The sequence below is a fragment of the Variovorax sp. 350MFTsu5.1 genome, from assembly GCF_048302515.1.
GTDB classification, from domain to species: Bacteria; Pseudomonadota; Gammaproteobacteria; order Burkholderiales; family Burkholderiaceae_C; genus Variovorax; species Variovorax guangxiensis.
In genome coordinates this window covers 4,099,822-4,120,278 of record NZ_CP157620.1, presented here as the reverse complement: position 1 = coordinate 4,120,278, position 20,457 = coordinate 4,099,822, and the positions used below count along the sequence as shown (strand labels likewise).

At 69.7% G+C, this 20,457-nt stretch carries 18 protein-coding genes; 10 read left to right on the top strand and 8 right to left on the bottom strand.

The window, feature by feature from the left end; genetic code table 11:
* Nucleotides 1–2 precede the first annotated feature (2 nt).
* The 3 genes from ABL843_RS18720 to ABL843_RS18710 form a co-directional block, all read right to left on the bottom strand.
* Nucleotides 3–1,421 (bottom strand): GTPase/DUF3482 domain-containing protein, encoded by a 1,419-nt coding sequence (locus ABL843_RS18720; RefSeq protein WP_418116834.1) that lies wholly within the window; start codon nt 1,419–1,421, stop codon nt 3–5.
* Nucleotides 1,418–2,821, bottom strand: a complete 1,404-nt coding sequence (locus ABL843_RS18715) for a DUF2868 domain-containing protein (protein WP_418116833.1) — start codon at nt 2,819–2,821, stop codon at nt 1,418–1,420. The genes ABL843_RS18720 and ABL843_RS18715 overlap by 4 nt, the downstream gene beginning before the upstream one ends.
* Nucleotides 2,822–3,186: 365 nt before the next feature.
* The gene (locus ABL843_RS18710) at nt 3,187–3,792 is read right to left on the bottom strand and encodes a TetR/AcrR family transcriptional regulator (RefSeq protein WP_126022003.1); all 606 of its coding nucleotides are present in this window, start codon (nt 3,790–3,792) and stop codon (nt 3,187–3,189) included.
* Between the two features lie 70 nt (nt 3,793–3,862).
* Between ABL843_RS18710 and ABL843_RS18705 the strand changes: the two genes are divergently transcribed.
* On the top strand, nt 3,863–4,291 hold the full coding sequence (locus ABL843_RS18705) for a VOC family protein (protein WP_418116832.1): 429 nt from the start codon (nt 3,863–3,865) through the stop codon (nt 4,289–4,291).
* A gap of 6 nt (nt 4,292–4,297) precedes the next feature.
* On the opposite strand, the gene ABL843_RS18700 is transcribed toward ABL843_RS18705, so the two are convergent.
* Both ABL843_RS18700 and ABL843_RS18695 read right to left on the bottom strand, forming a co-directional pair.
* Nucleotides 4,298–6,100: an ABC transporter ATP-binding protein gene (locus ABL843_RS18700; protein WP_418116831.1), complete on the bottom strand. Its 1,803-nt coding sequence runs from the start codon at nt 6,098–6,100 to the stop codon at nt 4,298–4,300.
* Between the two features lie 125 nt (nt 6,101–6,225).
* Nucleotides 6,226–7,158 (bottom strand): LysR family transcriptional regulator, encoded by a 933-nt coding sequence (locus ABL843_RS18695; protein ID WP_418116830.1) that lies wholly within the window; start codon nt 7,156–7,158, stop codon nt 6,226–6,228.
* Between the two features lie 117 nt (nt 7,159–7,275).
* Here ABL843_RS18695 and ABL843_RS18690 point away from each other — a divergent pair, with 117 nt between their 5' ends.
* Nucleotides 7,276–8,103: a DODA-type extradiol aromatic ring-opening family dioxygenase gene (locus ABL843_RS18690; protein ID WP_418116829.1), complete on the top strand. Its 828-nt coding sequence runs from the start codon at nt 7,276–7,278 to the stop codon at nt 8,101–8,103.
* A gap of 4 nt (nt 8,104–8,107) precedes the next feature.
* On the opposite strand, the gene ABL843_RS18685 is transcribed toward ABL843_RS18690, so the two are convergent.
* Nucleotides 8,108–9,565, bottom strand: coding sequence for a glycosyltransferase family 2 protein (locus ABL843_RS18685; RefSeq protein ID WP_418116828.1), 1,458 nt, complete (start codon nt 9,563–9,565; stop codon nt 8,108–8,110).
* 151 nt (nt 9,566–9,716) lie between these two features.
* Between ABL843_RS18685 and ABL843_RS18680 the strand changes: the two genes are divergently transcribed.
* Nucleotides 9,717–10,277: a cytochrome b gene (locus ABL843_RS18680; RefSeq protein WP_418116827.1), complete on the top strand. Its 561-nt coding sequence runs from the start codon at nt 9,717–9,719 to the stop codon at nt 10,275–10,277.
* Nucleotides 10,274–11,113 carry an alpha/beta fold hydrolase gene (locus ABL843_RS18675; RefSeq protein ID WP_418116826.1) on the top strand — a complete coding sequence of 280 codons (840 nt, stop codon included), beginning with the start codon at nt 10,274–10,276 and terminating at the stop codon, nt 11,111–11,113. Before ABL843_RS18680 ends, ABL843_RS18675 begins: the two co-directional genes overlap by 4 nt.
* Nucleotides 11,114–11,128: 15 nt before the next feature.
* Here the strand turns inward: ABL843_RS18675 and ABL843_RS18670 are convergent, their stop codons facing one another.
* Together ABL843_RS18670 and ABL843_RS18665 are read right to left on the bottom strand one after the other, a co-directional pair.
* Nucleotides 11,129–12,130: a Bug family tripartite tricarboxylate transporter substrate binding protein gene (locus tag ABL843_RS18670; protein ID WP_418116824.1), complete on the bottom strand. Its 1,002-nt coding sequence runs from the start codon at nt 12,128–12,130 to the stop codon at nt 11,129–11,131.
* Nucleotides 12,127–13,122 carry a Bug family tripartite tricarboxylate transporter substrate binding protein gene (locus ABL843_RS18665; RefSeq protein ID WP_418116822.1) on the bottom strand — a complete coding sequence of 332 codons (996 nt, stop codon included), beginning with the start codon at nt 13,120–13,122 and terminating at the stop codon, nt 12,127–12,129. The genes ABL843_RS18670 and ABL843_RS18665 overlap by 4 nt, the downstream gene beginning before the upstream one ends.
* A 155-nt stretch (nt 13,123–13,277) precedes the next feature.
* Between ABL843_RS18665 and ABL843_RS18660 the strand changes: the two genes are divergently transcribed.
* From ABL843_RS18660 to ABL843_RS18635, 6 genes are all read left to right on the top strand, one after another.
* On the top strand, nt 13,278–14,732 hold the full coding sequence (locus ABL843_RS18660) for an FAD-dependent oxidoreductase (protein ID WP_418116821.1): 1,455 nt from the start codon (nt 13,278–13,280) through the stop codon (nt 14,730–14,732).
* A 105-nt stretch (nt 14,733–14,837) separates the two neighbouring features.
* Entirely contained in the window at nt 14,838–15,695 is an 858-nt protein-coding gene (locus ABL843_RS18655; protein ID WP_418116820.1) for an IclR family transcriptional regulator, read from the top strand.
* A 55-nt stretch (nt 15,696–15,750) separates the two neighbouring features.
* Nucleotides 15,751–17,046: an aconitase X gene (locus tag ABL843_RS18650; protein ID WP_126022014.1), complete on the top strand. Its 1,296-nt coding sequence runs from the start codon at nt 15,751–15,753 to the stop codon at nt 17,044–17,046.
* The gene (locus ABL843_RS18645; protein ID WP_418116819.1) at nt 17,043–17,498 is read left to right on the top strand and encodes an aconitase X swivel domain-containing protein; all 456 of its coding nucleotides are present in this window, start codon (nt 17,043–17,045) and stop codon (nt 17,496–17,498) included. The genes ABL843_RS18650 and ABL843_RS18645 overlap by 4 nt, the downstream gene beginning before the upstream one ends.
* Nucleotides 17,495–19,195 carry a dihydroxy-acid dehydratase gene (locus ABL843_RS18640; protein ID WP_369661834.1) on the top strand — a complete coding sequence of 567 codons (1,701 nt, stop codon included), beginning with the start codon at nt 17,495–17,497 and terminating at the stop codon, nt 19,193–19,195. The genes ABL843_RS18645 and ABL843_RS18640 overlap by 4 nt, the downstream gene beginning before the upstream one ends.
* Nucleotides 19,196–19,314: 119 nt before the next feature.
* The gene (locus ABL843_RS18635; RefSeq protein WP_418116818.1) at nt 19,315–20,448 is read left to right on the top strand and encodes a porin; all 1,134 of its coding nucleotides are present in this window, start codon (nt 19,315–19,317) and stop codon (nt 20,446–20,448) included.
* The last annotated feature ends 9 nt before the right edge of the window (nt 20,449–20,457 follow it).

The following is a 20,457-nucleotide window of genomic DNA, read 5'->3' as shown; positions in this document are numbered from 1 at the left end:
CGCTAGGGCGTTTCGACGAAGGCGCGTTGCAGCGCAATCGACAGCTCCGCCACCAAGGCCTCGCGCTGGGGTGACGGGCGCCAGAAGCCGCGAGACGCGATGCCGCCGGATTCCCATTCGGGATGGTTGCGCGCCGGCTGCGCGCCACGCACCGCGGCCGCCGCGGCGCGCGTGGGCGCATCGCCGTCCTCTGGCGATTCGGTGGCGATGCGCTGCGTGGCCGCATGGCCGCGCAGTTCCAGCGCCTGCGTGAGCTTCAGCTGCCATGCGGCCAGCGTGAACAGCACGCCGTCTTCCACGGTGAGCTCGTGCACGTCACGCAGCTTGTTGGCAATCTTGCGCCCGAGCGGCCCCAGGCCCTGCGACACCGCGCCGCCGATGGCGCCGCCGAGTGCCGCGCCCGCGCCCAGCGAGATGCCGGCTACGGCCAGGTCGGCCACCACGCCCACCGCCGCGCCGATGACGGCGCCCTTGCCCAGGCGCAGGCCGGCGTCTTTCATGGCCTCGGGGCTGAAGAAGTCGAGCGTCCAGCGGCCTTCGATGATCGGCAGCGGCGCCTCGTCGGCATCGCCCTGGCGAAAGCCGTAGAGCGCGAGCAGGTCGTCGGTGCAGTGCTGGGCCTTGTCGAACACGTCCTTCTGCAGCGCGGCGACCAGGGCCTTGCGGCGCGCATCGTCGGCGAACTCGGTGGACGACACCGTGCGGCGCACCGCCGCGGCATCGACCAGCAGGCTTGCGATGCGCGAGCACGCCGATCCGCGCCGGCGCGCGGCCTCGGCGGCCAGCGAATCGACCACGCCGCGCAGCAGCTCGCGCCGGTCGCGCAGCAGCGTGGCGAGGTCGCCGTACAGGTCCTGCTCGGCGCCGACGAAGGGGGCCGCCGCGTCGAAGCGCACCTGCACGTGCAGGCCATAGGCCGAGAGCAGCTCCTTCCACGCCGGCTCGCGGCTGGCTGCGTCGCGCACGAAGTTGAGCACCGGCAGCACCGGGCGCGCGCAGGAGTTGAGCAGTTCGATCTCGTCGCGGAACTTGGGCAACACCGGCTCGCGCACGTCGATGACCAGGAAGGCGGCGTCGATCTCGAGCATGGTGCGCAGCACCTTGGCCTCCTGCTCGAACACGCCGTGCGCCTCGGGCCCGCGCAGGAACTGGCGGATGCGCTCCGGTGGCGTCGCCTGCGCGTCGAAGCCGGCGGCAAGGTGCTCGCGCAGCGCAACGGCGTCTTCCAGCCCCGGCGTGTCGAAGAAGCGCACGACGGCCTCGCCGTTCACCTCGAGATCTACCGATTCGACATGGCGCGTGGTGCCGGGGCGTTGCGACACCTCGCCGAAATCGACGCGCCGCGTGAGCGTGCGCAGCAACGAGGTCTTGCCGGCGTTGGTGTGGCCGACCACAGCGATGCGGATGGCTTGCTGCGTCATGGGGCGATGGCGCTTTCGGGCAGGGCGGCTTCGAGGCGATCGGTGGCGATGATGCGTTCCAGGCCGGTGTCGCGCAGCCAGTCGAGCCAACGCTGCGTGGCGTTGGCATCGGGCGAGTCGGCCAGCCACAGGCGGCATTCGCCGCAATGCGCCAGCACCTCGCGCAGGAAGCGCTCGGTGCCGCGGTCGGGGCTGGAGGCGGCGTGGCAGACCATCAGCACCGTGCGTGGATGGACCCGGGCCAGCTGGTCGAGCAGGGCGCGGCGTGCGGGGGCGCTGCCGTCGATGCGCTGCGCCTGCGCTGCAATGGCCGCGGGCAGCGCGGCCGGCGGCCAGGGCATGTCGGGCGGCAGCTCGAAGCCGAGCACGAAGATGGCGTCTTGCAGTTCCGATGCAGGCAGGCTCGAAGGCGTGGCGCCGCGCAGGCGGCCCGGGTCGGCATCGACGATGGCGGCAGGCGCCATCGCGGCGAAGCGGGCCAGCAGCTTGCGGTAGTAGGGTTCGTGCCAGTCGGGCTGCAGCGCCTTGCGGCGGCTGCGCAGGACGCCTGCGCTCAGCAGCACCAGCGCGATGCGCGGCAGCAGTCCGTAGACGGCGATGCAGCCGGTGAGCCACAGCGCCCAGGTGCGTTGCCCGCCGGCGCTTGCGACGCCAGGGGCGGCCATCACCGTGGCGGCATCGGGCACCGGAAAGCCCAGCTTCGCCGGCAGCCACCCCAGTGCCTGCACGGCACGCACGAAAAATTCCGGCTCGAGGATCGTCGTTTCCCAGCTCAGCGTGTAGCTGCGAAACGCGAGCGCGAACAGCATCGCGGCCAGCACCACCGCGAACGACAGCGACCAGATGCCATGGCTCACGAGCCCGAAGGCCCAAGGCAGAAGCTTCGCGCGAGACAGCAGCCCCGTGGCCGCGCGCACCAGCACCGGCGCTTGCCCGCGCTTGCCGCCGGCCACGCGCGCAGTGAGCGACAGCCAGATCCAGCCCAGCGAGGCGGTGTTGAAGGAGCCGATCGGCAGCCACAGCCCGACGAGCCACAGCAGCAGCGTCAGCGCATGCAGCCCCAGCAGGCTCGCGAGCGCGACGATCACGTTGATGTGGCGCTCCCCGCCGCCGACCACGTTGCCCGCGAGCCCGAGGCCGGCCACGACGATGAGCGCCGCGAGCCCAAGCAGCACCCAGGGCGCCCATTGCCGGGCACGCGCGAGTTCAGGCTGCAGGCCGATGCGCTCGCCGAGCAGCAGCGCGCGCTCGGTGACCTGGCGGTGGGAATCCGCTGTGCGGGAGGTCGCGGTGCGCAGGGCCTGCGCGTCGTCGAGCGGACCGTTCTGCTCGGTCCATCGGATCGCCTCGGTGATCACCGCGTCCGTAAAGGCGGGTTCGCGCAGCGCGGTGTTGGTCAACAGGGTCCCTTCGCAGCCAGTCTGTATCTGTATCAGTCATCAGTCATCGAGGCCCGGCGCAGGGCGAGGCCGCGCAAATTATGCCCGCCGCTTTCCGGCCGGCCACGACGCGGCCACGACGAAGAACGGGGCCGCGAGCGGCCCCGTTTCACGGGATGAGCGGTGGGTGGGATCAGCGAAGGCCGAAGAACGAAAGCACGGCAACGACCACCACGACCAGACCGACGATGTAGATGATGGAATTCACGCGAGGACTCCTCTGTGTTGAAGATGAATCCAGCATCGCGCGGGCATCGCGGCCCGACTGTCGGCAGGGGGCGGCGCGTGCTGTAGGCGGGTGTGAAGCGCCGGGCCGGAGGGGGCTGTCAGCGTTTACGAGCGGGGCCCAGCGCGCGCTCCAGCAGCCACAGCATCGCCGTGCGGGTCTCTTCCACATCGGCGCCCGCGTCGATGGCCAGCGCGGCGCGGTCGAAGGCGGCCGAGAGCAGCGGGGTGAGGGCGTCCAGCGAAACCTCGTCCTTGCCCACGCCGGCACGCACAAGGCCCTCGCGCAGCGAAGCGGCCGAGGTGGTGTCGTCCAGCGCCATGATTTCTTCCATGCCGAGCACGGCGGGCCCGTCGATCAGCAGCAGCCGCGTGCGGCCCGGCGCCGTCATCGCGTTCAGGTAGGCCTTGCTGCCTTCCAGCAGCGCCTCGCGCGGCGAGAGCTGCTCGGGCGCGGCGGCCTCGATGTCGGCCGCGACGGCCTGGCTTTCGCGCTGCAGCACCTGGCGGAACAGGTCGCGCTTGTCGGCGAAGTGGTGGTACAGCGCGCCGCGCGTGATGCCCGCGGCCACCGCGATCTCGGGCGTGGAGGTGTCGCCGTAGCCCTTGCCGACGAAGAGGGCACGTGCCGCGTCCAGCAGCGCGAGGCGGGTTGTTTCGGTGCGCTCGCGGTTGGTTATGACCGTTGCCGATGTGGTCTTGCTCATTTACATGCAGTCTGTCTGTAAGTTATATTCAATTTACATGCAGCCTGTATGTTAAATGAAAGGACCCACCGTGAAAGTGACGAGCTACTACCCCGTTCTCATGACCCACGACGTCGCCGGAACGGCGGACTTCTACAAGACGCACTTCGGCTTCACGCCGCTCTTCACGAGCGACTGGTACGTGCACCTGCAGCTGGCTGACGAGCCCTCGGTGAACCTGGCCGTGCTCGACGGCCGGCACGAGACCATCCCGGCCGCGGCGCGCGGTCAGGTGGCGGGCGGCACGCTGCTGAACTTCGAGGTGGACGATCCCGATGCGGTGCACGACCGGCTGAAGGCCGCCGGCCTGCCGATCCTGCTGCCGTTGCGCGACGAGGCCTTCGGCCAGCGCCACTTCATCACGCGCGACCCGAACGGGGTGCTGATCGACATCATCAAGCCGATCCCGCCGAGCGGGGAGTTCGTCGCGCAGTACGAGGCCGGCGCACTACCGACCTGATGCCGCTCAGGCGCGCAGCGCCTCGTCCTCTTCCAGGCTGTCGCCCAGGAAGCCGCCGCTCTGGTGCGCCCACAGCCGCGCGTACAGCCCGCCCTGGGCCATCAGCGTGCGGTGGTCGCCTTCTTCCACCACGCGGCCTTCGTCGAGCACGATGAGCCGGTCCATCGCGGCGATGGTCGAGAGCCGGTGGGCGATGGCGATCACGGTCTTGCCTTCCATCAGCGTGTAGAGGCTCTGCTGGATGGCGGCCTCCACCTCGGAGTCGAGCGCGCTGGTGGCTTCGTCGAGCAGCAGGATCGGCGCGTCCTTCAGCATCACGCGCGCGATGGCCACGCGCTGGCGCTGGCCGCCGGAGAGCTTCACGCCGCGCTCGCCCACGTGGGCCTCGTAGCCGCGCCGGCCTGTGGCGTCGCCCAGCGTCTGGATGAAGTCGTGCGCCTCGGCGCGTTTGGCTGCCGCCTCGATCTGCTCCTTCGTCGCGTCGGGCCGGCCGTAGGCGACGTTGTCGGCGACCGAGCGGTGCATCAGCGAGGTGTCCTGCGTCACCATGCCGATATGGCCGCGCAGCGAGTCCTGAGTGACGTGCGCTATATCTTGTCCGTCGATGAGGATGCGGCCGCTTTCCAGGTCGTGGAAGCGCAGCAGCAGGTTCACCAGCGTCGACTTGCCCGCGCCCGAGCGGCCGACCAAGCCGATTTTCTCGCCGGGCTTCACGGTCAGCGTGAGGTCGTCGATCACGCGGCGGCCCGCGTCGCCGTAGCGGAAGCTCGCATGCTCGAAGCGCACCTCGCCGCGCGGCACCTCCAGCATCCTGGCATCGGCCGCGTCGAGCACGGTGCGCGGGCGCGACAGCGTTTTCATGCCGTCCTGCACCGTGCCGATGTTCTCGAACAGGCTGGTCATCTCCCACATGATCCAGTGCGACATGCCCTGCAGCCGCAGCGCCATCGCGGTGGCCGCCGCCACGGCGCCGATGCCGACCGCGCCGTGCGACCACAGCCACAGTGCCACGCCCGCCATGCCGGCCGTGAGGCCCATGCTCAGCGTGTGGTTGACGATCTCGAAGGCGCTCACCAGGCGCATCTGGCCGTAGCCCGTCTTCATGAACTCGCGCATCGCGTCGCGCGCGAAGCCGGCCTCGCGCTGCGTGTGCGAGAACAGCTTGACGGTCGCGATGTTGGTGTAGGCGTCGGTCACCCGGCCGGTCATCAGCGCGCGGGCGTCGGCCTGCTCCTTGCCGACCTTGCCCAGGCGCGGCACGAAGTACACCAGCGAACCGATGTAAAGCGCCAGCCAGATCAGGAAGGGCCAGACCAGCTGCGCGTCGAGCACGCCCACAAGAATGATCATGGTGGCCACGTACACGCCCATGGCCACCAGCACGTCGGCCAGCACGAACACCGTGTCGCGCACCGCCAGCGCGGTCTGCATGACCTTGGCCGTGATGCGGCCGGCGAACTCGTCCTGGTAGAAGGCCATGCTCTGGCCCAGCATCAGCCGGTGGAAGTTCCAGCGCAGGCGCATCGGCAGGTTCACCGCGAGCGTCTGGTGCTTCACGATGGTCTGCAGCGCCACCACCACGATGCTGATGACGAGGAAGGCCGCCAGCCACATGAGCGTGCCGCCGCGCTCCTGCCACAGGCGCGAGGGCTCCTGGCCCGCGAGCCAGTCGACGATGCGCCCGAGGATGGCGAACAGCGCTGCCTCGAAGATCGACATGGCGGCGGTGAGCACCGCCATCACCGCGATCTTGCCGCGCACGCCGTGCGTGCAGGCCCAGAGAAAGGCGAAGAAGCCCTGCGGCGGCATCGGAGGCTCGGCGGCAGGGTAGGGATGAAGGAGTTTTTCGAAGAAGCGGAACAAGGGCGAGGTCTCCCGGAGAGCTCAGGACTTTAGCCGTGCATGCATGACCTTGCCCCGAAAAGGTGCGTTCTTCAGGAAGCGTTCAGCGTGCCGCGCGGCTTGCCCTGGCTCGCTGCAGGCGGGCCCAGCCGCTCGCCCAGGAAGTCGATGAAAGTACGCAGTTTGGGCGCCATGTACTGCCGGCTCGTGTAGACCGCGAAGAGCGTCACGGGCGTGGCCTCGAAGTCCGGCAGCAGCCGCAGCAGCCGGCCCTGCGCGATGTCGTCGTCGATCAGCCAGGTGGGCATGTAGGCGATGCCCATGTCCGCGCGCACCGCGTGCAGCGTGAGCGTGGTGTCGTCCGAGCGCATGGCCGGCGCCAGGCGCAGCGGAAACATCCGCCCGCCCGGGCCCTTGAGCGCAAGGTTGTCCAGGTTCACGTAGCTCGGCACGATGGCGCCCAGCTTCGCGAGGTCGGCCGGCACGGCGGGCACGCCGCCCATGCGCTCCAGGTAGGCGGGCGTGCCGGCGAGGAAGAAGGGCACCCGGCACAGCGGCCGGGCGATCAGCGCAGGCGAGGGCTCCTGCGTGGCGCGCAGCGCGAGGTCGTAGCCGTCGGCCGCGAGGTCGACCTTGCGGTTCTCCAGGTGCATGTCGACCAGCACTTCCGGGTACTTCTCGCGGTAGTCGGCCAGCACCCGGGCGAAGCGCGGCGTGGCGCACCACACGGGCGCGCTCACCTTGAGCAGGCCGCGCGGCACGTCGCTGGTCTGGCCGATGGCGGCCTCGGCCTCGTCGAGCAGGTCGAGCGCGCGGCGGCTCTGCTCGTACCAGGCGGTGCCGGCCTCGGTCAGGCTCAGGTGGCGGCTGGAGCGGTGCAGCAGCCGCGCGCCCAGCGACTTCTCCAGCTGCGCCACGTGCTTGCTCGCCATCGGCGGAGACATGCCCAGCCGCTCGGCCGCCGCCACGAAGCTGCCCGCTTCCACGACTTCGCGGAACACCCGCAGGCTGGTCATCCGGTCCATGTGCGCATCCTTGTCGAAGATTTCCTGGCAGGAACTGATCCGATGCATCGTAGCCTGTCGATTTCCTCGGAGGAAATGTCTACAGTCGATCCAACGCTTTCATCGAGGAGCATCGACTTGACCCACGACAACACTTCCGCTTCGCCCCGCCTGCCCACCTACTTCATCTCGCACGGCGGCGGCCCCTGGCCCTGGATGAAGAAGGAGATGGGCCCGACCTACGACCGGCTCGAGGCCTCGCTGGCCGACATGCCCCGCCAGATCGGCCGCACCCCCGCCGCCATCCTGATGGTGTCGGCCCACTGGGAGGCGCCCGCCTTCACGGTGCAGGGCAGCGCCAGGCCGCCGATGATCTACGACTACGGCGGCTTTCCCCCGCATACCTACGAGGTGCACTACGACTCGCCCGGCTCGCCCGAGCTGGCGCAGCGCGTGCAGTCGCTCATCGCCGCCGCCGGCCTGCCGGTGCAGATCGACCCGCAGCGCGGCTACGACCACGGCATGTTCTCGCCAATGGCCGCCATCTACCCCAAGGCCGACGTGCCGGTGGTGCAGCTGTCGCTGCGCCGAGGGCTCGACCCCGCCGAGCACCTCGCGCTGGGCCGCGCTATCGCACCGCTGCGCGACGAGAACGTGCTGATCGTCGGCAGCGGGCTGAGCTACCACAACCTGCGCAACTTCGGTCCGCAGGCGCACGGTGTGTCGAAGGCTTTCGATGACTGGCTCGACGCTGCCGTCGTGAAGAGCACGGCCGGCGAGCGCAGCGCGCAGCTGCTGCAGTGGGATTCAGCCCCGGCGGCGCGCATGGCGCATCCGCGCGAGGAGCATCTGATTCCGCTGATGGTGGCCGTTGGCGCGGCAGAAGGCGAAGCCGGCGAACGCGTGTATCACGAGGATGCGTTCATGGGCGGGCTGGTGGTGTCGAGCTTTCGGTTCGGCGGCTGAAGCTTCAGCCGCGCCGAACGCCATCGGCATCGACCAGCCCCACCCGCGTCTGCCGGCCCCAGGTTCCGCGCCCCGTCAGGAACATCCACCAGCCCCATGCCGCACCCGTGTGCCGCAGGATCTGGAAGGTGAAGGGCTCGATCAGCGCGGCTGCGAAGGCCTGCACGAAGTTGGCTTCGCTGCCGTTGCCGACCCAGCGCCGGTACAGGTGCACCGACCACAGGTGAAAGACGAGGTCGAGCACGATCTTCGCGCCGATCACGCCGGCCACCGGCGCCAGCACGCCGAGGTTGCCGCGCGCCAGGTACACCAGCAGCAGCCCGAAGGCCGCCAGGCCATAAAGCGGCTGCAGCGTGTCGACGGCCTTCACCGGCAGCATCGCGACGCCGAGCCAGCCGTAGCGCCGGTCGCCGACCATCGCGCGGTACCAGAACTGCGTCTGCAGGAAGCCGCCGAACCAGCGGCGGCGCTGGCGCAGGAAGGCGCCGGTGCTGCTCGGCGCGTCGGTGTGCGCCTGCGCGTCGCCGAGCACGCGCACCGTCCACGGCAGGCCGTGGGCCTGGGCGTGGCGGTGCAGGCGGTGGATGAGTTCGTAGTCCTCGACCAGGCAATCGGTGTCGAAGCCGCCGACCGCGCGCACCGCCTCGGTGCGAAAGCCCGCGAAGGCGCCCGAGATCAGCAGCAGGCCGTTGACGCGCATCCATGCATAGCGCGAGAGGAAGTTGCGGATGTACTCGTAGGTCTGGAACCACTGGAAACAGCGGCCGGCCAGCGTGCGGCTGCACACGGGCGTGATGACGCCGGTGGCGGCGACCAGTTCCGGCTCCTCCGAGAAGGCGCGGCGCACCGCACCGATGGCGCGGCTGTCGAGCAGGGTGTCGCCGTCGACCGTGAGCACGATGTCGGTGTCGATGCGCAGGATGCCCGCGTTCAGCGCCACCGCCTTGCCGCCGTGCGGCAGCCGCAGCCAGCGCAGCGACGGATGCAGCGTGCTGGGCGCGCTCAGCTCGCCGAGTTCGGGAGCGACGAGCCCGTAGCGCGTGGTGAGCAGCTCGGCCGTGCCGTCGCTCGAGCCGTCGTCCGCGATCACGATGCGCTCGGGCAGGTCGGTCTGGCCGAGCAGGGCGGCCAGCGTCACGGGCAGCACGGCGGCTTCGTTGTGCGAGGCGACGATCACGCCCAGGGTGTTGCGCCGGGCGGCCGCAGCGGGTGAAGGCGCCGGCCGGGGGCGCAGGATCGGCAGCGTCATCCACGCGACGAACAGCAGCAGCACCGTGTCGTAGAGCACGTAGGCCACGCCCACCGACCACGCCCCGACATCGACCGCCTTGAACGCCATGGCGAAGAGCAGCACCCACAGCACGAGCACGCTCCCGTGGATGAGCCAGCTGCGCAGCGGCGTGGCGGGGGGAGACAGGCGCGGCGACGCGGCCAGGAAGGCGCTTTGTAGAGGATCGTTCAAGGGAAGTGGGCCCGGGCGGCTGTCGATCGGTCGGTCGGTCGGAGGTTGGTGATACGCAAATACTCGGCCTGCGGTTTCGAAAAGCCCGGGGAATGCCCGGACAATCGCACGCGCTCCCGACTGAGTCGGCCCCCGCCCGAAAATTCCCCGCATGCTCGCACAAACCCGCTACACCCGAACCGCGATCGCGCTGCACTGGCTGATCGCGGTGCTCATGATCGTCAACATCGCGCTGATCCTGCTGGTCGACCGCTATCCCGACGACTGGGTGCGCCCGGCCGTCGACACCCACAAGTCCATAGGCATCACGGTGCTGGGCCTGGTCATCATGCGCATCCTCTGGCGCGCCACGCACCGGCCGCCGGCCATGCCGGGCTCCTACGGCGCCTTCGAGCGCTTCGCCGCCCACCTGGCGCACGGCGCGCTGTACGCGCTGATGATCCTGCTGCCGCTGTCGGGCTGGATGCACGACTCGGCCTGGAAGGATGCCGCCACGCACCCGATGCAGCTCTTCGGCCTCTTCGAATGGCCGCGCATCGGCTGGATCATGGCCATCGAGCCGACGGTGAAGGAGACCTGGCACACCGTGCTGGGCGGCGTGCACGAATGGGCCGGCTACGTGCTTTATGTGCTCGTCGGGCTGCACGTGCTGGCCGCGCTGAAGCACCAGTTCCTCGACGGCGAACGCGAACTGCAGAGGATGTGGCCATGAACGCCGACCTCATCGCGCGCATCGACGCGCTCTCGTCCCATCACGACGCGGTGCACGAGGGCGTGCGCGTGCGCTGGCGCCGCTTCGGCTCGGACACCAGCCGCCCGCCGATGGTGCTGCTGCACGGCGGCCACGGCAGCTGGATGCACTGGCTGCTCAATGCCGAAGCGCTCTCGGCCGGCCGCACGCTGTGGCTGCCCGACATGCCGGGCTTCAACGAATCGGACGCACCGCCGCGCGTGGCCGCCGGCGAAGACCCGCTGCAGCCGCTGCTCGCCGCGCTCGGCGGCACGCTCGACCAGCTCATCGGCGCAGGCACCACCATCGACCTCGGTGGCTTCTCCTTCGGCGGGCTCACGGCCGCGCGCTTCGGTGCCGGACGCGGTGCGGTCCGCCGCCTCGCGCTGATCGGCAGCGGCGGCCACGGAACGCTGCGGCGCATGACGGCGCAGATGATCAACTGGCGCGCCGCCCCTGACCGCGAGGCCGAGCGCGCGGCGCTGCTGCACAACCTGGCGGCGCTGATGCTGCACGACGCCGCCGCCATCGACGAGCTGGCGTTCGCCATCCACGACGTCTCCTGCCACGGCACGCGCTTTCGCAGCAAGGAGGTGTCGCAGTCGGGTGGGCTGCAGCAGGCGCTGGCCACGATGGGTGTGCCGACGCTGCTGCTGTGGGGCGAGTTCGACGTCACGGCCGACCCGCGCCCGCTGGTGGCGCAGCTCGCCGCCGAGGGCCCGGGGCGCGAGGGCGTGGTGATCGACGGCGCCGGGCACTGGGCGCAGTACGAGCGCGCCGACGAGGTCAACGCGCGGCTCGTGGAGTTCTTCCGCTGAGCCTCGCTGCAGCTGTTATTGCTGCTGCTTCACCAGCCCCAGCTTGCGGATGATGTCGCCCCACTGGTCGTAGGTCGAGCGTGTCAGGTCGGCCAGCTGCTTCGGGCTCGACGACTCGGCCTCGTACGCGCCCTGGCGGAAGAAGTCGCGCGTGGCGGGCATCGCCAGCACCTGGGCCAGCGCGGCATTGAGCTTTTCGACCACCGGTGCCGGCATGCGCGCCGGGCCGTAGAAGCCCAGCCAGCTCGGCATGTCGACGCCGCTCACGCCCTGTTCGCCCATGGTGGGCACGTCGGGCAGCATCGGGCTGCGCTTCGGTGCGGCCACAGCCAGCATGCGCACCTTGCCGGTGGCCGTGTTCTGGATGGCGTTGGGCGCCGCGTCGAAGTAGTACTGCACACGGCCCGCGAGAAAGTCCTTGGCCGCGTCGGCGCCGCCCTTGTACGGCACATGCACCACGTCCAGCCCCGCCTGCCGCGCGAAGGCCTCGCCGTAGATGTGCGAGGAGGTGCCGGTGCCGAAGGAGGCATAGCTCATCTTGCCCGGATTGGCCTTGATGTACGCCACCAGCTCCTGCACCGTGCGCGCCGGCACGCTCGCATGCACGGTCAGCACCAGCGGGCCGCGCGCGCCGAGCGAGATCGGCGTGAGGTCCTTGAAGGGGTCGTAGCGCACCTGCGCCAGCGTCTGCGGGTTCTGCGCCACCACGGAGGAGGGCGCGTACATGAATGTGTAGCCGTCGGGCGCGGCGCGGATCACCTCCTCGGTCGCGAGGATGAAGCTCGCGCCCGGCCGGTTCTCCACGATCACCGGCGTCTGCAGCACCTCGCCGAGCTTGTTGGCGACGAAGCGCGCCTGCGCGTCCGAGGCGCCGCCGGCCGCCAGGCCCAGCACGATGCGGATGGTGCGGCCCTTGTCCGGAAAGGGCGCGGCGGCATGCGCAAGCAGCGCAGGCATGGCGGCACCGAGCGCGAGGCACGCGGCAATCCGGCGGCGCGAAAGGGGCTTGTCGTTCATTGCTTGACCAGCCCCACCTGCTGCACCATCGCGCCCCAGCTGTCGTAGGTGGAGCGCGTGATGCCGGCGAACTCCTCCGGCGTGGTCGCTCCCGCCTCGTAACCGCCGCTGCGATAGAACTCCTGCACCTGCGGCATCGCCAGCACCTTCGTGAGTGCCGTGTTGAGCTTCGCGACCACCGGCGCCGGCATGCGCGCCGGACCGTAGAAGCCCAGCCAGCTCGGCAGGTCGAGCCCGGCATAGCCCTGCTCGGCGAACGTGGGCACGTCGGGCAGCGCCGCGATGCGCGCATTGGAGGCCACCGCGAGGATCTTCACCTTACCGCTGGAGGCCGTGATGATGGCCGAGGAGGCCGAGTCGAACATGTATTGCACGCGCCCGCCGATCAGGTCCTTCGCCGCGTCGGAGCCGCCCTTGTACGGAATGTGCACCGCGTCGATGCCGGTCTTCTTCACGAAGGCCTCGCCGTAGATGTGCGAAGAGGTTCCCGCGCCGAAGGAGGCATAGCTCACTTTGCCCGGGTGTGCCTTCACGTAGGCCACCAGCTCCTTCACGTTGTTCACCGGCACGCTGGTGCTCAGCGAGAGCACCAGCGGCCCGCGCCCGCCCATCGAGATGGCGGTGAAGTCCTTGAACGGGTCGTAGGGCACCTGCGCGAAGGTGTGCGGGTTCTGCGCCATGGTGGACGAGGGCGCGTACAGCAGCGTGTAGCCGTCGGGCTGGGCGCGCGACACCTCGTTGGCCGCCAGCATGGTGCTGGCACCAGGCTTGTTGTCGACGATCACGCTGGTGTTCAGAACCTCGCCGAGCTTCTGCGCAACAATGCGCGCCTGCGCGTCGGTGCCGCCGCCGGGCGTAAAGCCCACGACGATGCGGATGGGCTTGCCGCGCGCCGGGAAGTCCTGCGCCATGGCCAGGGGCGCGAGGCCCAGAAGGACTGCGGCGCCGATGGCCGAGCCGAAGGCACGGCGGGTGCCGTGGGGTTTCTTCATCGATGTCTCCGTTGGAATGCTTCTTCAATATTGATCTCGAAATCCATAAAAATCCATATTTACTAGGGAATACCCCAAATATTGGACTTTTAACTTTCAAAAAATGGAAAGTGAAATCAAAATACGACGAAACAAGCCAAGCCGAGAACTCATTCATGAAAACTGTCGTCCGTACCGACGAGCGCATCCTGTCCTCCGACATCTTCGACCGCGACAGCCGCGTCAAGCGGCCTGACCACGGCAGCTGGGCCGAGCCCGGCAAGAGCATCCCGGTCTATCACCGCTGCGGCGTGCTGGTGGTGGGCGGCGGCCCCTCGGGCACCGCGGCCGCCGCCGCCGCGGCCCGCGCGGGCGCCGACGTGGCGCTGCTGGAGCGCTACAACCACCTGGGTGGTCTTTCAACCGGCGGGCTCGTCATCTGGATCGACCGCATGACCGACTGGGAAGGCAAGCTGGTCATCCGCGGCTTCGCCGAGGAGCTGTTCGACCGCCTGCCGGCCGAGGCCATCGCTGGCCCGGCGCGCGAGGACTGGGGCTCGCAGGACGCGGCCAAGGCCGCCCACTGGTCGCAGCGCACCGCCGCCTACCACGGCGTCGTCACCTGGTCGCCCACCATCGACCCCGAGCGGCTCAAGCTGCTCTCGCAGGAGATCGTGCTCGAGCGCAAGGTCAAGCTCATCTACCACTCGTGGGCCGCCATTCCCATCGTGCAGGACGGCGCGGTCAAGGGCGTGGTGTTCGAGAGCAAGGAAGGCCGCATGGCCATCATGGCCGACGTGGTGGTAGACGCCACCGGCGACGGCGACCTGTTCGCCCGCGCCGGCGCGGAGTACGTGAACGACATCGAGGAGGCCGACGTGCATCACTGCATGAACACCTCGTGGCTCTTCGGCGGCGTGGACATGAACCGCTGGATCGAGTTCAAGGCCGGCCAGCCCGAGGCCTTCACCGCCTTCATGGCCGGCGGGCGCGAACAGTGCGGCCTGTTCGAGCGGCCCTTCGTCTCGTGGCGCAACGACGTGGCGCTGTTCATGGGGCCGCGCCAGTCGGGCTACTCGGCGCTCGACGTGGATGACCTCACCGCCGTGGAGGTGCGCTCGCACCGCGCCATGGCCGCGCACCTCGACTACTTCCGCGCCCATGCGCCGGGCTTCGAGAACGCCTACCTGATGCTGAGCGCGCCGCAGATCGGCGTGCGCCACGCGCGGCGCCTCGTCGGCGTGGGCTCGGTGCTGCGCAGCCAGTGGCCCGATGGCGTGCCGCTGGCCGACGAGATCGGCGTGTCGCCCGCCGTCTCGCCCAAGTTCCCGAACATCTCCATTCCCTACGGCGCGCTGGTGCCCAGGCAACTCGACGGCCTGCTGGCCTGCGGACGCCACATCTCCTGCGACCGCAACTCGCACGGCTTCATGCGCGAGATCCCGCAGTGCTGGATCACCGGCCAGGCGGCAGGCGTGGCTGCGGCGCTGGCCTCGCGCGGCGACATCGCGCCGCGCTTCGTCGACGTGGGCGCGCTGCAGTCCGCGCTGCTTGAGCAGGGCGTGCACCTGCGTGCCGGTGCCGGGCAGGGCGACAGCGCTCCGCTGGCCACGGCCGAGGCCGGCGCCTGATGGGCCTGCACTGGAACTCGCGCGGCCATGAACCCGGCAACCCTCCGTCCGCGAGCCTCTACATTCGGGAGTCCCGATCCTGAGAGTCTTGCGAAGGGTTCCTCCATGTCCACCGAAAAGAACGACACCTCTTTCCCCCAGGCCGAACAGCAGGCCGACGCGCGCGGCGAGCGCTCCGACACCGTGAGCGCGCTGGAGCGCGGCATCTCCGTGCTGCGCTGCTTCAGCGAAGACCGCCCGGTGCTCGGCCATGCCGACCTGGCGCGCATGACCGGCATTCCGCGCGCCACCGTCAACCGGCTCGTCGCCACGCTGCTCTCGCTGGGCATGCTCAAGCCGGCGCAGGCGGCCGACCGCTTCATGCTCGGGCCGGGCGTGGTGTCGCTCTCGCGTGTGTTCCTCGGCAGCCTCGACGTGCGCGCCGCCGCGCGGAGCAGCATGCAGGCGATGGCGGAAGAGGTCGGCGCCTCCGTCTACCTGGCCGTGCGCGACGGCATGGAGATGGTGCTGATCGAAGCCTGCCGCCCGCGCTCGTCGATGCTTTCTGCGCGGCTGGACGTCGGCTCGCGCGCGCCGCTGGCCAACTCGGCGCTCGGCCGCGCGTACCTCTCGGCGCTGCCGGAGGCGCAGCGCAACCAGCTCATCGATTCGATGCGCCTGCTGCGCGGCCCCGAGTGGGACAGCATCGCGCCCGGCATGAACCGCGCCATCGGCGAATCGAAGCGGCTGGGCTACTGCCTCTCGCTGGGCGAGTTCCACCGCGAGATCAATTCGGTGTCGGTGCCGCTCATCGGGCCCGACGGCGAGGTGATGGCGCTCAACGGCGGCGGCGCCGCCTTCGTCTTCACCGAGGAGCGCCTGCGCAACGAACTCGCGCCGCGCCTGCACGACATCGCGCTGAGCATCGCGCGAGACATCGGCGGCCACGTGCCGACGCCCACACCCACACCCTCGCCGGGCTAGCAGGCCCGGCCGGGGCCCGATCCCCACGACACAAGAAAGAACGGAGACACAGGTCATGCACCTGAGCGATGAAGAAAAGGCCATGTACGACGGGCGCGACGGCCCGGCGGTGCAGAAGGCGATGGACCTGCTGGTGCGCTACGGCGAAGCATTGGGCGCCGAGCGACTGGTCGAGACGCGCAACGTCTGCGCGTCCATCACCTCGACCACGCCCTTCCAGCGCGACTTTGCGCTCGCCAAGGGTGGTGGCATGGACGCGGTGTTCTCCGAATTCAGCCTCGACAGCCAGGAGACCGTCGAGATCCCGAAGTTCAAGGTCTTCACCAGCCACCTGCAGCTGGGCTTCGACCCCGGCCAGCCCGAGCGCATGGGCGTGAGCGAGGAGATCGTGCGCTTCTACGAGAAGAGCGAGCGCCACGCCGCCGGCCTCGGCGCGCAGATCATGAACACCTGCACGCCCTACCAGGTCGGCAACATCCCGACGCGCGGCGAGCACTGCGCATGGATGGAGTCGTCGGCGGTCGTGTACTGCAATTCGGTGCTGGGCGCGCGCACCAACACCGAAGGCCGCGAGAGCACCGGCGCGGCCATGCTCACCGGCCGCATTCCCTACTGGGGCTACCACCTCGACCAGAACCGCCACGCCACGCACGTGGTCGAGCTCGACATCGATGTCGAGTCGGTGCAGGACTGGGGCCTGCTGGGCTACTACATCGGCGAGCACGTGCAGGAGCGCGTGCCGGTGGTGCACAGCCGGCGCGGCATCTCGCGGGTGCCGAACCTGCCGAGGCTCAAGCACTTCGGCGCGGCGGCGTCGTCTTCGGGCGGCGTGGAGATGTATCACATCGCCGGCGTCACGCCCGAGGCGCTCACGCTCGAACAGGCACTGGGCGGGCGCGCCCCGGTGCAGGTGCTGCGCTACGGCGAGGCCGAGCGCCGCGCCACCTACGAGAAGATCAACATCACGGCGAAGGACGCCGAGGTGCAGTACGTGATGCTGGGCTGCCCGCACTACACCATCGAGCAGATCTGGGAGGCCGCGCAGCTCATCGAAGGGCGCAAGGTGCACCCCGACTGCGAGCTGTGGATCTTCACGCCCCGCGCCATCAAGGCGCTGGCCGACCGCAACGGCTACACGAAGATCATCGAGGACGCGGGCGGCATCATCATGGGCGACAGCTGCTCCGCCATGAGCCGCGCCGTGCCCAAGGGCACGAAGACCGTCGCGCTCGACTCGGCCAAGCAGGCCCACTACCTGCCCGCCATCCTCGGTGTGCAGGCCTGGTTCGGCAGCACGGCTGAATGCATCGATGCGGCCTGCACGGGCCGCTGGAATGGAGCCTACGCATGAGCGCAGAAGTCATGACCGAAACGAACATCGTGATTCGCGGCCGCAAGGTGGTGGGCGGCGTGGCCGAAGGCGAAGCGCTGGTCACGCGCGACCGCATCTCGGGCTGGGGCGGCATCGACCCGCGCACCGGCACCGTCGTCGAGACGCGGCACGAACTGCGCGGCCAGAGCTTCGCGGGCAAGGTGCTGGTGTTTCCGGGCGCCAAGGGCTCCTCGGGCTGGTCGGCCATGTTCCACATGACGCGGCTCATGAAATCGGCGCCGGCCGCTTTCCTGTTCAACGAGATGACGACCAAGATGGCGCTGGGCGCGGTGGTCACGCACGCGCCTTCGATGACCGACTTCGAGCGCGACCCGCTCGAATGCATAGCGACCGGCGACTGGGTGCGCGTGGACGCCGACCGTGGCGTGGTCGAGATCACCAAGAAGAACAACAAGGGAGCCCAGCCATGACCCGCCCCCTGCGCAGCAACTTCCCGCGCGGCTCCTACCTCTGGTCGGTGCGCAACGCGCACTGGCGCGCGCTCGGCATTCCGGAGGAGGACTGCGAGAAGCCCAAGATCGCGATCGTCAACAGCTCCTCCGAGCTGGCCGCCTGCTTCAGCCACCTCGACCGCGTGGCGGCGGAGATCAAGGAGGCCATCCGCGCGGCGGGCGGCGTGCCCTTCGAGATCCGCACGGCCGCGCCCAGCGACTTCATCACCGGCGCCGGCGCGCGCGGCGCCTACATGCTGGCGGCGCGTGACCTCGTCACCAACGACATCGAGGTGGCCGTCGAAGGCGCGCAACTCGACGGCATGGTCTGCCTCACCTCCTGCGACAAGACCGTGCCGGGCCAGCTCATGGCGGCCGCGCGGCTGAACATCCCGACGCTGCTCGTGCCCTGCGGCTACCAGCCCAGCGGCGAGTACAAGGGCCACCACATGGACATCGAGGAGGTGTTCATCGGTGCGATGCATGCCGTCACGGGCAACCTGCCGGTGGAAGAACTGGTGGGCATGAGCCGGGAGGCCATCCGCGGCCCCGGCGTGTGCTCGGGCCTGGGCACGGCGAACTCGATGCACATCGTCTGCGAGGCGCTCGGCATGGCGCTGCCGGGCAGCGCGCCGGTCGCGGCGCTGAGCCCGAAGATGATGGCCGACGTGCGCGCGGCCGGCACGCGCATCGTGCAGATGGTGTGGGACGACCTGAAGCCCCGCGACATCCTCACGCCCGGCGCCTTCGCCAACGCGGTGCGCGCGGTGCTGTCCATCGGCGGCTCGCTCAACACCGCCAAGCACCTGCAGGCGGTTGCGACCGAGGGCGAGACCGGTGTCGACGTGTACGGCATGTTCGAGCGCCTCGGCCCCGAGACGCCGGTGCTGGCCGGCGTGCGGCCCATCGGCAACGACTCCATCGAAGCCTTCGAAGCGGCCGGCGGCTGCCGCGCGCTGATGAAGCAGCTCGAGCCGCTGCTCGACACCGGCGTGCGCACCGTCACCGGCGGCACTGTCGCCGACAACCTGCGCGATGCCGAGGTGGCCAATGCCGAGGTGATCCGCCCCATCGGCCGGCCTGTGGCGCCGCTGCCGGCCATCGTGCTGCTGCGCGGCAACCTCGCGCCGGAGTCGGGCCTCATCAAGACGGGCATCGCCGAGCGCAAGGTGCGGCGCTTCACCGGCCCGGCCGTGTGCTTCTGGACTTCGGACGCCGCCATCGCCGCGCTGAAGAAGGGCGAGATCGTGCCCGGCCAGGTCGTCGTGATGCGCGGCGCCGGTGCCTGCGGCGGCCCGGCCATGGGCGGCGGGGCGTCGCGCGTGGTCTTCGCCGTCGACGGCGCGGGGCTGGGCGACCAGGTGGCGCTGCTGACCGACGGGCATCTCTCGGGCCTGGTCTGCAAGGGGCTGGTGGTGGCCGAGGTGTCGCCCGAGGCCGCGCTGGGCGGCCCGCTCGGGCTGGTGCGCGACGGCGACACCATCACCATCGATCTCGACGCGCGCCGCCTCGACATCGACCTGACAGACGCCGAACTGCAGGCGCGCCGCGACGACTGGCAGGCGCCGCCGCCGGTGCACGACACCGGCTGGCTGCAGCAGTACCGGCGCAACGTGGGGCCGCTTTCGAAGGGCGCCGTCCTCGTGCGCGTCGAGCGCACCGCGCCCCCGGGCTAGACCTCTTCCGATCACGGCTTTTGCCAACCGGTGCGGACCCCCGTCCGCATCCGGTGGCGCAGCCCTGCGCGGTCGTTCCGAGTTTTTCAACCAAGAAAAGAAGCAGGAGACAAGAAACCATGAAGAGAATCTTGATGTGGTCAGCGCTGGGGCTCGCCAGCAGCGGCGTCGCACAGGCGCAATCCAGCGTGACCGTGTTCGGCGTGATGGACCTCGGCATCCAGTACACCAGCGGGGCGGGTCCGGGCGGCGGCTCGGTGAAGGCGCTGTCCAACGGCGGGCTTTCCACCAGTCGGCTGGGCTTTCGCGGCACCGAGGACCTGGGCGGCGGCCTGCGCGCGGGTTTCTGGCTCGAAGGCAGCCTGAATCCCGACACCGGCACCGGCCGCCCGAGCAACACCAACAACCAGACGAGCGGCGCGGGCACCGCGGGGCCGATCACCTTCGACCGCATGTCCTTCGTGAGCCTGTCGTCGGACACGCTGGGCGAAGTGCGGCTGGGCCACGACTTCATTCCCACTCACTACAACAGCATCTACTTCGACCCGTTCAACGCCAACGGCGTGGCGCGCGCGGGCAACCTCACCTTCGCGGCCGTGGGCACCGGGCCGCTGCCCACCACCATCACCGGCAGCAACACGGTGAGCTACTGGCTGCCGCCCAACCTCGGCGGCTTCTACGGCATGGCGATGGTGGGCACCGGCGAGAACGACTCGACCCTGGCGAACCGCCACGACGGCAACTTCGCGGGCGCGCGCTTCGGCTTCGCATCGGGCGCCTTCGACGTGGCGGCGGCCGTCACGCGCTCGAAATTCAATGCCACCGCCACCGTCGGCAACTACACGCACGCCAACATCGGCGGCTCGTGGGACGCGGGCTTCGCCAAGTTCTTCGCGCTCTACAACAAGGTGACGGTGAAGCTGGCGGCCGGCACGGTGCGCAAGAACACGGCCGAGATCGGCGCGCACATCCCGGCTTTCGAAGTCGGGCGCATCCGCATCAGCTACGCCTACCTCGACGACCGCAGCGACGAAAGCCTGCGCAACGCCAACGGCATGCCGCGCAACCGCGACGACGCGCGGCAGTTCGGCATCGGCTACGTGCACAACCTGTCGAAGCGCACCGCGCTCTACGGCACCTACGCACGGCTGATGAACAGCGGGCAGGCGCGCTACGTGGTCAGCGGCGGCGTGGCGCCGGCGGCCGGGCATCGCTCGACCGGCTGGGAATTCGGCGTGCGCCATCTCTTCTGAAGCGGAGGC

Bases quoted from the DNA above. Each gene is read 5' to 3' on its own strand.
- ABL843_RS18660 (WP_418116821.1), top strand. From the start codon at position 13,278: ATGAAAACTGTCGTCCGTACCGACGAGCGCATCCTGTCCTCCGACATC.
- ABL843_RS18700 (WP_418116831.1), bottom strand. From the start codon at position 6,100: ATGCCGCCGCAGGGCTTCTTCGCCTTTCTCTGGGCCTGCACGCACGGC.
- ABL843_RS18645 (WP_418116819.1), top strand. From the start codon at position 17,043: ATGAGCGCAGAAGTCATGACCGAAACGAACATCGTGATTCGCGGCCGC.
- ABL843_RS18640 (WP_369661834.1), top strand. From the start codon at position 17,495: ATGACCCGCCCCCTGCGCAGCAACTTCCCGCGCGGCTCCTACCTCTGG.
- ABL843_RS18720 (WP_418116834.1), bottom strand. From the start codon at position 1,421: ATGACGCAGCAAGCCATCCGCATCGCTGTGGTCGGCCACACCAACGCC.
- ABL843_RS18695 (WP_418116830.1), bottom strand. From the start codon at position 7,158: ATGGACCGGATGACCAGCCTGCGGGTGTTCCGCGAAGTCGTGGAAGCG.
- ABL843_RS18665 (WP_418116822.1), bottom strand. From the start codon at position 13,122: ATGAAGAAACCCCACGGCACCCGCCGTGCCTTCGGCTCGGCCATCGGC.
- ABL843_RS18710 (WP_126022003.1), bottom strand. From the start codon at position 3,792: ATGAGCAAGACCACATCGGCAACGGTCATAACCAACCGCGAGCGCACC.
- ABL843_RS18680 (WP_418116827.1), top strand. From the start codon at position 9,717: ATGCTCGCACAAACCCGCTACACCCGAACCGCGATCGCGCTGCACTGG.
- ABL843_RS18655 (WP_418116820.1), top strand. From the start codon at position 14,838: ATGTCCACCGAAAAGAACGACACCTCTTTCCCCCAGGCCGAACAGCAG.
- ABL843_RS18670 (WP_418116824.1), bottom strand. From the start codon at position 12,130: ATGAACGACAAGCCCCTTTCGCGCCGCCGGATTGCCGCGTGCCTCGCG.
- ABL843_RS18675 (WP_418116826.1), top strand. From the start codon at position 10,274: ATGAACGCCGACCTCATCGCGCGCATCGACGCGCTCTCGTCCCATCAC.
- ABL843_RS18650 (WP_126022014.1), top strand. From the start codon at position 15,751: ATGCACCTGAGCGATGAAGAAAAGGCCATGTACGACGGGCGCGACGGC.
- ABL843_RS18635 (WP_418116818.1), top strand. From the start codon at position 19,315: ATGAAGAGAATCTTGATGTGGTCAGCGCTGGGGCTCGCCAGCAGCGGC.